8 protein-coding genes are annotated in these 11,758 nt (G+C 42.9%); 7 read left to right on the top strand and 1 reads right to left on the bottom strand.

Going from position 1 to position 11,758, the window contains the following annotated elements; translation table 11 throughout:
* Together VM932_RS16525 and VM932_RS16520 are read left to right on the top strand one after the other, a co-directional pair.
* Positions 1-722: PAS domain S-box protein (locus VM932_RS16525; RefSeq protein ID WP_326280377.1), on the top strand; the 722-nt coding region annotated here is incomplete at its 5' end.
* Entirely contained in the window at positions 694-1,074 is a 381-nt protein-coding gene (locus VM932_RS16520) for a response regulator (RefSeq protein WP_326280375.1), read from the top strand. The genes VM932_RS16525 and VM932_RS16520, both read left to right, overlap by 29 nt.
* A 198-nt stretch (positions 1,075-1,272) precedes the next feature.
* On the opposite strand, the gene VM932_RS16515 is transcribed toward VM932_RS16520, so the two are convergent.
* Positions 1,273-2,805: a sensor histidine kinase gene (locus VM932_RS16515; protein ID WP_326280373.1), complete on the bottom strand. Its 1,533-nt coding sequence runs from the start codon at positions 2,803-2,805 to the stop codon at positions 1,273-1,275.
* Positions 2,806-3,245: 440 nt separating this feature from the next.
* Here VM932_RS16515 and VM932_RS16510 point away from each other — a divergent pair, with 440 nt between their 5' ends.
* The 5 genes from VM932_RS16510 (at position 3,246) to VM932_RS16490 (ending at position 11,529) form a co-directional block, all read left to right on the top strand.
* On the top strand, positions 3,246-4,424 hold the full coding sequence (locus VM932_RS16510; protein WP_326280371.1) for a GAF domain-containing sensor histidine kinase: 1,179 nt from the start codon (positions 3,246-3,248) through the stop codon (positions 4,422-4,424).
* Positions 4,425-4,823: 399 nt separating this feature from the next.
* A complete protein-coding gene (locus VM932_RS16505) occupies positions 4,824-5,405 on the top strand; it encodes an RNA polymerase sigma-70 factor (protein WP_326280368.1) in 582 nt (193 codons plus the stop codon).
* A gap of 69 nt (positions 5,406-5,474) precedes the next feature.
* Positions 5,475-6,419: a FecR family protein gene (locus VM932_RS16500; protein WP_326280366.1), complete on the top strand. Its 945-nt coding sequence runs from the start codon at positions 5,475-5,477 to the stop codon at positions 6,417-6,419.
* A 143-nt stretch (positions 6,420-6,562) separates the two neighbouring features.
* On the top strand, positions 6,563-9,937 hold the full coding sequence (locus VM932_RS16495) for a TonB-dependent receptor (RefSeq protein WP_326280364.1): 3,375 nt from the start codon (positions 6,563-6,565) through the stop codon (positions 9,935-9,937).
* Positions 9,938-9,954: 17 nt separating this feature from the next.
* Positions 9,955-11,529 carry a RagB/SusD family nutrient uptake outer membrane protein gene (locus tag VM932_RS16490; RefSeq protein ID WP_326280362.1) on the top strand — a complete coding sequence of 525 codons (1,575 nt, stop codon included), beginning with the start codon at positions 9,955-9,957 and terminating at the stop codon, positions 11,527-11,529.
* The last annotated feature ends 229 nt before the right edge of the window (positions 11,530-11,758 follow it).

Genomic DNA, 11,758 nt, shown 5'->3' with positions numbered 1-11,758 from the left:
TGATCAAGGACGAGATCAGCCCCGAGATCATTTACAAGTCCATTATCTATGCCCTAGAGCGGAAGAGTTACATCGCCAAATTGAACAAAAACAAAAAGATATATCAGGACCTGTTTGATTTCAGTCCCCAGCCCATGTGGATCTTCGACCCATCAACCCTCCGTTTTTTGAATGTCAACAAGGCGGCCGTTGATAAATATGGCTATACATTGGAGGAGTTCAAGAACATGACAATTAAGGACATAAGGCCAAAAAACCACATGGAGTTTTTGGAAAAAAGTTTGGAAGAACGCAAAAGAGAAGACCGGGACAGTTATGCCGGGGTGTTTTACCATACCTTAAAATCAGGTGAGACCATTTGTGTTGAAATCTATAGCAATGATATCGAATACGAGGGAAGAAAAGTACGATTGATACTGGCAAGCGACATTACCGAAAAGCAGGAATATGTGAGCACCGTTGAGTCCCAGAACAAAAAGCTGAGAGAGATCGCATGGACACAATCGCACGTGGTCAGGGCACCTTTGGCACGCATATTATCGGTAATCCATGTACTGGAACAGGACTGTGTGGAACCCCATGATTTTCCTGATCTGTTAGAGAAAATAAAAATATCGGGCGGTGAACTGGATAAAATTATCCAAAATATTGTTGCTGAAACCAAAACTATGATGAATTTGAGTAATTTCGAACATGGAAAAAACAATAATACTGGTAGATGATGACCCAACCTTTAACTGGGTATCATCAAAATTGATAAAAAAGGTTTCTCCAGACCTCAAGGTAATAGAGTTTTCCAATGCCAGGACGGCCTTGGATTTTTTACAGGATAATTTTAACGAGAAGGGCCATTATACCATTTTGCTGGATATTAACATGCCGGAGATGAACGGATGGGAGTTTATGGATGCCATAGAGCAAAGCGATTGGGTCAAGGCCGAATCAATATCCGTATTTATTGTTTCCTCTTCCACCGATCCGAGCGATATGGAAACTGCAAGGACCTATGGATTGATAAAGGATTATCTGCAAAAGCCACTGAACTTTGATGTGGTGAGCGACATCGTTTCCTGACAATATCTGATGTAAAGGACACCCAGGGGTGAATACTTTTTTTAAAAGGGAGGGTGTGCCGGCACCTTTAATGATTGCACCATAAGGTGTCCATAGGCCTTAAGGGTACATTTTGATTATATGATTTGTTGGATGCCCAATACATATATTGGAGCCGGGATATAGCCTATAATAAAAAGGCTGCCATTGGCAAACATGCTATTCCCCCTTTCCGGTATCGGGGCCGGGTACTTTCCTGTCCTGCACATTTCCAATGGCAGTATCCTTAAATCGCAATATAAAGTTGGTGCCTTTGCCTATTTCGCTTTCACAGATCAGTATACCCCCGTTCATTTCAACAAAATCCTTTGCAATGACCAAGCCAAAGCCAGTGCCTTTTTCTCCCTGTGTCCCTGTTCTTGTTTCCGGTCGGTCATCATGCCCAAGTCGCTCGAACCAGTCATTCTGCATTCCTATGCCAAAATCCCGCACACCGATTTCAACGCAGGTGGCATTGCTTTGTGACCATAAGATCACCTTTTGGCCGTTCCGGGTAAATTTAATGGCGTTGGAAACCAAATTGCGGAGAACCACTTTGAGCATGTTCACATCCATTAAAAGTGTAGGATGCAAAACCTGTAGCTCAATGTCAATATCCTTATCTCTGGCCATTCGTGCAAACTCGTGCCTTATGGCGCTGAAAATGGACTTTAGCTCACATAGACTTTTATCCAATTCCATGCCATCCAGTTGTTTATGGGACCATTGAAGTAAGCCATTGACCATGGAGACCTTATCGGAAATTTCATTCTTCAAATTTTCCAAAATGGGTTGTAGTTCCCTATCGGTTAAATTGGATTGGATCAATTCAATAATAGCAATGAAATTGTTCAGGGGCGCCCTTACATCATGGGTAAGTAGCGAGAACAGTTTATTTTTGAGTTGATTGACCTTTTCGAGTTCCTCGTTTTGATCTTCCAGTGCTTTTTTGGCGAGTTGGAGGTTTTTTGTTTGCTTGTCGACTTCATTTTTCAGCATTTGGTTCGCATTAAGCTGTAAATTCAAATGTTCAGACTCAATAGCTTTATACTTAAACCCAATGATCAACGAAAAAAGGATTAACTGGACAGTTACTAGGATTGAAGTCATAAGAATGATCGGATAAGTATAAAAATCAAAATATCTTTTGAAAAACCAAGCGCCTATGTACAATATTGCTGCCAGTAGCAAGGGGGTGTAAGAATACAGATAGTACCGGTTCAATTTATGGGCATGGAACAACCGAAAACCTGAAAATATGTTCAGGAACATCGAAGCCAGGGACATAATGGCGGCGAACAGTACAAAGAAATCATTCAACCACTCGATCCCAGTTGTCAGATTATTTGTGATATGCAAAACCGGGAGGCTGCCAACAATCCCTATTAATACCGTATAGGCCCTGTATAGTTTGGGAAAGGCACCCTGCTCTATACTGAGGTAATTTTTTGTAAAGAGCAATAACCCCAAAGTCGAGATCATGGCCGTGGTAAGGGAAGCCTTATCGGCTATTATGGAGGCCGTACCGCCAAAAGATCCATCTAAAAAAAAATATAGGCTCCAGTGTAGGGTCAACCCAAAGATGAGTATAAAGTAATAGAGCAAAACCTTATACTTTAACACGAAAAAAGAAAGCAGGTGATATATACCAAAGACACTAAAGACAGAAGTGAAGATAATGTTTTCCAGATACTTAAAATCAAGAATGTCCATGTTTGGTTAAGCTGTTGGTTGAGCACATATTTGTTGGCAGGCCAAAAAAGGTGTTCTTTGGTTTAAAGGAATCCAATATATATATTTTTTGGCACAAATAGCAAGAATCCAACTTTATCGACCCTGTGGCCATAGAGCGGATAACGGAAACTTCAAGCAGTGGGCAAATCTGTCCACGATAGCTTTTTTCTACTTTGGGTAAAATCACAACACCCTTTCTGTCCATACACAAAATGGTCTTTTATTGGTCGGGAACCAATGCATTGGGGCAACCACCAACAGCTGTCTTGGATTGTGAATAGGGCTTGGTTTCCAAGGGATGATTTCCCCAACCGAACAATTACCGGGCGACCTCTACATTTAATTCAAGCTTAGTACATATTTGATTGGAGTACAACATCTTTTGATTTATTTTTGCCAGGCAAATAAAAAATTGGCTGATGGATGAGTTTGAGCGTAAGAAGGCAGAATATGAACGGATTAAAAAACTGAACGAATTTGACCTCGATTATAGGAATCTTCAGAACGAATTTGAAGGCTTGGTCCAGTTGGCTGCCAATATAGCCGATACAGAGTTGTCCTTGATTAACTTAATCGATAATTACTCCCAATGGACGGTAACATCAAACTCTTCGGAATTTATGCAAATTGACCGTGAGGAGTCTGTTTGTCAGTATACGGTTCGTGCCGGGCAATTAATGGAGATTCCACGTCTTGATGAAGACGAACGGTTCAGTGACAAACCTTTTGTCAAGGGCAGTGAAGGACTCAAATACTATCTGGGGATTCCACTTAAAACGCAAACAGGCGAGAATATCGGAGCGCTTTGCGTAGTGGATTATAAAGAGAAGAAAATCCCCCCTGAGAAGAAAAAATTGTTAAGGTTGGTTGCCGACGAGGTCGTAAGGAGGCTCGAGTACAAAATGAAATTGGATGTGCTGCAAGAACAACTTGACAAGGCCATTGTTCAGCGCAATCAAATGGCACACGACGTTAGAGGGCCCGTTGGCGGTATTCTTGGACTTGCCGTGAGCGCCGAAAATGAAACCCTTGATCATGGGGAGTTTGGGATGTACATGGAAATGATAAAGGGCTCGGCTTCCAAACTCATGGATTTTACAGATGATATATTGGACAAGCAAAAAGCCCAACAGAAAGAAAATTATTTTAACCTCTTAGAATTGGAAAGGCACCTTCACGATCTTTATGTGCTGCCGGCCCTCAACAAGCATATAAACCTTGAGTTTATTTCAAACGAATCAAAAAACCATTATAAATTTTCAAGAAGAAAACTGCTCCCCATTGTTGGGAACCTTATCGCCAATTCCATAAAATTCACGGCACCAAAAGGGGAAATAAAGGTAAGGCTTGACATAATACAAAAGTTATTGCTGCAGATAGCGGTGGAGGATAATGGAAAAGGCATTTCAAAAGATAAACTCCAAAAACTGACAAAGTCGGATTTAGGGGAAGATAAGGGGACAAGTGGTGAAAAGGGGTATGGTTTCGGCATTAGGCTTGTGACCGATATGGTCGGCAGTATCGGGGGCAGGCTCGATATTGCCTCGCAAGAAGATAAGGGAACAACTGCCACTGTGGAAATACCTATTGTCCCATAACCCTAAAAACAGGGAAGTGCCACCTTGAACCATGGCCTTGGAAGAAATTCGGGCCAAAGATTTTTTATGATTTTTCCCAATCCTTTTTTTGGGTCCGGGTGGTGCCCAAGGCTGTTTTGGTTTGGACCGGACAAAAGTTGTATGTGAGCTTACTGATTGGATCATGGATCGGTCGGTCCGTTCAAATTTGAAATCCAATACTTTTTCCTCGTTAGCCGTAATCAGGGCAGCCCCTTGAACAAAATTTCTTTATTGTTCCAAGTTCCCTGAGTTCCCCAACAGTATCAACCCTGCTAATGGACCGTATTCTTATGGTTTGATAAAATAGGGGCGAATGAAAATTTGCCGTTAATCCGAAATTTGTAAATTGCAGGGTCAAATATTTGCATTTCCCAATAAATGAAGCCAGAACATTTGCATAACCTCAAAATCAACGCTCTTTCCGATAATGGCACAGAGGAGGATTTCAGTATGATGTACGAGTTCTATAGGCCCAAGCTTGTTGTGATCGTAAAGAGTTATATCCCTTCCCGGGAAGATGCCGAGGAAATCGTTCACGATGTCTTTATCAAACTATGGGAGAAATGGGAAACTTTGCAGATCAACTCAAATTTCACGGGCTATATCTACAGTATGACCCGAAACGCCTGCTTGGACTATCTACGGACAAGAAAGAATAAGCTTACCAAGGATCTGTCGGCCGAACAACAGGAGTTTTGGTTGAACCATGGCGCTTTGGCCGATGATATGGCCTCGTCCATTTTGGCAAAAGAGTTACAGGCCCTCGTTGATGGGGCCATAGATGAACTACCTGAAAAGTGCAAAAAGGTCTTCAAGAAAAGTCGCATGGAAGGACTCTGCCACCGAGAAATTTCCAAAGAAATGGAAATTTCCCCAAAAACGGTTGAAAACCACATAGCCAGGGCCTTGCGACAGCTTAGAGCGGCTTTGGGCGAGTATTTGCCCACCCTGTTTTTTTAATTTTTGCCTCCGGACTAGGGGATGTTTCCTTTTTTTACGTCTTGCTAATGAATACTGTTCCTGAATACAATGAACAAAAAGGATATTATTGCATTGGTCGAAGGCCGTCTGGCCAATGAAAGAAAGCAAGAAGTTGTCAAGTGGTTGCTCAAAAACCCAAAACAACAACAACGCTACCATATTTTAAAGGCAAAGCATGTGGCCAAATCACTAAAACAAAGTGGTCATGGCAATTCCGGCAGTCCAAAAAAGATTTATACCAAATGGTTTAAATATGTAGGGTACGCAGCTTGTGCAGTCCTGATTTTTTCCCTCGCATATACATTGACCTTGCCTAGCGGCCAAACCGAAATACAGGACAGCCCCCGGATTACCATGGAAACCTCAATTGGCGAGAATAGAACGATCGTGCTGTCCGACGGTACCAAAGTGACCCTTAATGCCAACACCACATTGTCTTATCCCAAGGAGTTTTCCGGGAAATCAAGAGAGGTCGTTTTAAAGGGCGAGGCATTTTTCGATGTGTCCCACAATCCCAAAAAGCCCTTTATGGTTGCCACGGGAAATGGGATGAAGATCCAGGTCCTGGGAACGGTCTTCAATGTGAAATCGTACCCGGAAGACCTCAATGTGGAAACAACCTTGATCTCCGGTAAGGTGAAGGTTGTTGAGGAACGGGACCAAAAAACAGTGGTGTTGAACCCGTCCCAACGGGCCACTTATGTCAAAGATGCCGATAAACTCATTATAGATAATGTACAGACCGAAAACCTGACCGCATGGCGCCAGGGCAAACTTATTTATGATGAGACACCGATACGCCAGGTAATAAGCGATCTAAAAAGAAAGTACAAAGTTGACATATCCGTTGAGTCACCGGGCATAATGGACTATAAATATACAGGGGAGTTCGATAACCTTGGTATAGAACAAATATTGGATCTTTTTGAAGTTTCCTCACCGATACTGTATCAAATGAAAAATAACCAAATAACACTTTATATGAAGAAATGACCCAAAAAAGAGAGGAGGGTGTTCCCGCACCCCCCTGCTCAATAATTATTCAATCACATAGAAATGTAATTAAACATCGTAAACTCATCAAAATTATGGAAAAAAAGGAACTTTTTTTACCAAAGGTCCCAATTATTAGGATAATGAAAATCTATTTAATCTTAGTGGCACTTACCCTGGCCAAGTTATTTGCTTCTGAGGCAAATGCCCAAAGTATTTCGTTAGAGGCAAATAATGTGAGATTAAAGAGGATATTGAACGAAATTGAACGCAAGAGCGATTACAGCTTTTTCTACAACAACAGTATTGTAGATGTGTATTCCAAAAAATCGCTCAAAGTAGAGAATAAGACATTGGATGCCGTATTGAACGAGCTGTTCTCGGAATCCGATATCGCCTTTAGCTTTGTTAGAGATCAAATCATTCTTTTTCCAAAAGACAACCCCGAAATTAAAAACAAAATAGAGCGTCTTTTAAACAAGCATGTCGATAAAATGCCGACAGCCTTGAGCCCCGATAGGATCAATGAACTTATCAGGACTACGGTGCAGTTTACCGTTAATGGAAAGATCACGGACAATGCGGGCACCCCTATTCCGGGAGTATCTATTTTGGTAAAGGGGACCTCCAAGGGTACTACTACCGATTTTGATGGTAATTACAGCATCATGGCAGATACCGGGGATGTTCTTATGTTCAGCTACATAGGCTTTGTAACCCAAGAAATCGAAGTGGGCGACCAACAGACCATAGATGTTGTTCTAAAAGAGAATGTGGCCGCCTTGGAAGAGGTTGTCGTTGTAGGTTATGGTACCCAGAAAAAATCCGACCTCACCGGAGCCGTTGGGGCCGTGGATAGCGAGACCCTCTTAAAAGCTCCAGTAAGCAATCCCCTCCAAGGGATGAGGGGCAAAGTGGCCGGTGTAAACGTGTTTTTAAACTCCGGTTCTCCAACAGGATCCCCTAGAATAGTGATCCGTGGTGTGGGTACCATCAATTCATCAACAGACCCCTTATATGTTGTGGATGGTGTGGTAATGGACGACATCCAATTCATAAACCCCAACGATATTGAACGCATGGAGGTATTGAAAGATGCATCATCCGCTGCAATATATGGGGCAAGGGGTGCCAATGGCGTGGTTTTGATCACCACCAAAAGAGGCTCAAAAGATGAAAAAATCTCAATTGGTTATGATGGTTTCTTGAGCGTGGGAAGCATCCGCAAGAAGATGGATTTGCTGAACGCGGAAGAGTGGTTGGAAGTAGTTCGTACAGGTATGGAGAATACTCCAAAGTACCGTCCTGGCGACCCAGCCCCCGTATTTACGACCAATGACCCAAATTTGTTCGATGCACAAGGAAACCCGCTTTATGATACCGACTGGCAAGATGAAGCCACGCGTACTGCCTATTCCAACAATCACCAATTGTCCATTCAGCAAGGGAGTGAAAAATCATCCATAGGGGTATTTTTGAATTATTCCCATATAGAAGGAATAATGCTGAACAATGAATTGGATAGGATCAGCGGAAAAATCGCTTATGACGTTACTCCAAAAGATTGGCTAAAATTGGGTGTTAACCTTATGGTGAACGATGTTAAGGACACCGAATTTGAAGAGGGCGGTGGTGGCCAGACACCAAGAAGGACCATGATTGAAATGCCCCCGATTTTCCCGGTAAAATTTCCCGATGGAACGTGGAGCAATAGCCAAATGATCAGCGATGCCTATAACTTGGAGTCCATGTCCAATCCGGTTCACGTATTGGAGACACAGGAAAGGTTCTGGGAAAGAAACCAACTTTTCGGGAATTTCTATGCCAATTTCAATATTTTGCCAGGTCTGGAATTTAGAACGCAATTCGGTTTCGATAAAAATATCAGGAACAAAAAAGAGTACTCGCCACGAGATTTGGTAAATATTTCGGCACCCAATGGTTTTGCCCGTATTTTTAATGAAAAAAGTACCTACTGGCAGCAAGAAAACTATCTTACCTACAATCAGGACTTTGGTGACCACAGCATCAATGCCATGTTAGGTTTGAGTTGGCAAGAACGCACTTACGAATCTTCCAACATTTTTGCCAGAGGGTTTAGCGACGATTTTTTCCGCTACAACAATATCGGGTCAGCAAGTAATCCAAGTGCACCGGAATCTACCACCAACGAATGGGCACTTAATTCCTATTTTGTTCGTGCCAGCTATTCCTATAAGAGTAAATATTTGCTGACTTTGACAGGAAGGGCAGATGGCTCCTCAAGATTTGGTGAGGACAATAAATACGGATTCTTCCCATCCATAGGTGCTGGTTGGAACATCAGTGAAGAAGCCTTTATGGAAGACGTAACCGCAATCAACCGACTTAAGCTACGTGGTAGCTACGGTATTACGGGCAACACGGAAATCGCCCCCTACAGCTCATTGGCAACTGTTTCTTCGGGAACGGTACTGTTAAATGGCACAAGGGTTAGCTCAAGCTCCGTAAACCGTTTGGCAAACCCAGGATTGGAATGGGAAAAAACCAGTCAGTTTGATATTGGATTGGATCTTGCCGCCTTTGATTATAGGTTGCGTTTGGAGTTCGATTACTACGATAAGTTGACAAAAGATCTTTTATTGGATAGACCAGTGCCCTATACTTCTGGATTTACTTCGGTAAGGGACAATATCGGCTCCGTTTCCAACAAGGGTATCGAGGCCATGATTACGGGAGAGATTATCCGTAAAGCCGATTTCGGTTGGGAGACCTCCTTCAACATGAACTATAACAAGAACAGAATCGAAAGTTTGGGCGAAAACGATGAAGACATCGAACCCGGGCCATTCTGGGTATCCGGTAGCCAGACCATTCTTCGAGTTGGAGAATCTTTGAGCTCTTTCTGGGGATACGAGCGTTTAGGCACATGGGGAACGGACGAAGCTGCAGAAGCTGCCGAGGTCGGTGCTGTTCCAGGAGAGGCCAAACGATCAGCTGAAAAGAAAATTCTTGGAAAAGGCCTGCCGGATATTACAGGAAGTTTCATAAACACCTTCCGCTATAAGAATTTTGACTTCACCGCTGATATCCAATTTGTGGCAGGGGTAGAGATCATGCAACAATTCTATCACTCTACCGAAGACCGCTCCGGTATTGCAAATGGGCTCTCCACCATACTTTACGATGGATGGACCGAGGATAACCAGAACACCATGGTACAGGAAATCAGGAACCAAGCCTATGCAGGACAGAACAGCCAGGTAGACAGCAGATGGGTCGTGGATGGCTCCTACATCAGAGGAAACCTATTCTCCTTGGGCTACAATTTTAACCAGCAGTTCTTGGATTTGATGGGCTTGAACCGTTTGAGAGTTTATGCCAGTTTGGAAAATGCCTTTGTAATCCATTCCAAAGACTTTCAAGGGTACGATCCCGAAGCAACTTCTTGGGGCGGAAATCAATGGGGACAGAACATTTTCTTCTTCCAATACCCCAAGCCTAGGACTTTTACCATCGGATGTAGCCTCAAATTTTAATACATAAAAAAAATATCATGAAAATTAAGTATATAGTTTTTCTAATCGGAATAATTGTATTAGGGTCTTGTTCGGACTTTTTGGAAGAACAACCTCTTGCCGAACTTGATTCCAACCAGTTCTTTTCAGAACCAGATCAAGCATATAGTGCAGTAAATTCATTATATAGAACAGGTGCTCCAAATATGACCGATGGTGGAGTTTATAGCGGAACCCCCCTAATGTTGGGCGGATACATGTCCGGCTATTTCTATAATGAGTATGCAGGTCAAGAGCTGCACGTGAGCAATACACAGGAACTCACTTTGAACGGCGATAATATCGGAGGTTATTTGCAGGACAGATGGAGAGAGCTCTATTTAGGAATTTCCAGAGCAAACAACGCTATCAAATACATACCGGAAACACCCGAACTGAGCGATTCCGAAAGAGCCCAGTTGTTGGCCGAGGCCAAATTTTTCAGGGCATTTTCCTACTATTATTTGGTAAGATGGTTCGGTCCGGTTCCATTGACGACGGAGCCCTATGAATCTTTGGAGAACCTCTATCTTGAAAGAAGCCCGATAGCCGATATATATGCTTTGATAGAGCAGGATTTAAAGGATGCCCTCGAAGGTGGACTGCCAACGGTAAGTATGGTGGACAATGGCAAACGTGTTACTGCTGGGGCAGTGGCAACCTTATTGGCCGATGTTTACCTGACCATGAGCGGAAACCCTTTAAATGCCGATCGTTACGCCGATGCAGCGGCATTATCCCAGGAAATCATCAACGGGACCTACGGTTCCTATGGTTTGGTACAGCATGATGAAGTATCTCCGGGAGTAATCGATCCAGAAAACTCAGCATACAACAAGATCAGAAAAGGGGATGCATCAGCAGTGGAGCATATTTATATAAAAGAATATGATCCAGAGATAGCTACTTCGGTTTATCCAAGATATTCCTATCCCGTGGCACTTGCTTCAGAAGTTCTTTATGATATTACCAATGGGGGGTATTTGCCTTCAGAAGGATTTTTGGACCTCTATGACCCTGATAATGACCTTCGGATTCAGGAAAAGCAGTTTTTCCATTCCAGTTTTGAAGGTACAGGTCAGACCTTTTCAACAGCACCTTATATATGGCATGATGATACAGCGGTATTTGAAACGGCAATGTCTGGAAAGGATTTTGCGGTTTACGGTTATGCCGATGTGCTTTTGATTGCTGCCGAGGCCATTGCAAGATCCAGTGGGGTAACTTCAGATGCCATCAACTATTTGGCCCAAGTGCGCTCTAGGGCGTATTGGCAATCCGATTTGGCCACTGTCGAAGCGGACCTTGCCGGTTTGGGAACGGAAGCTTTTGTACAGGAGGTGTGGAAAGAAAGACACAAAGAATTGGTCTTCGAATTCAAAACCTGGTTCGATATTGTTCGCACAGGTCAGTTTCCGGTAGCCGATGCACCGGGCAGTATATCCTTTGTAAATGCAGTAGGACATACCACGGAAAGAGGCAAACAAATTGAAGAAAAACACATGTTGTTGCCTTTGCCAGGACCTGAGCTTCAACGTAACCCTAGTCTGGGTACCGATAATAATGGCTATTAAAAATATGTAAGATGTATGGGGCCCATGGAATCCTTTATGGATGATGGGCCTCAATTTTATCATTCAAGATGTTTGGGGCAATCCCTTGCATGACATGTTTATGTCAACACAGCGCAATGGTTGTCCGTTAAACTTGATTCATTTACCCATAAAAACCAAACATATATCCATGCAGATTATAGAGAACAGCACTGTTTACGATGCTATCATAGTAGGCTCGGGAGCAGGA

Source organism: Flagellimonas halotolerans, assembly GCF_035818535.1.
Classification (GTDB): Bacteria; Bacteroidota; Bacteroidia; order Flavobacteriales; family Flavobacteriaceae; genus Flagellimonas; species Flagellimonas halotolerans.
Note: the sequence above shows the minus strand (reverse complement) of the source record. Positions and strands in the feature narration are given on the sequence as shown.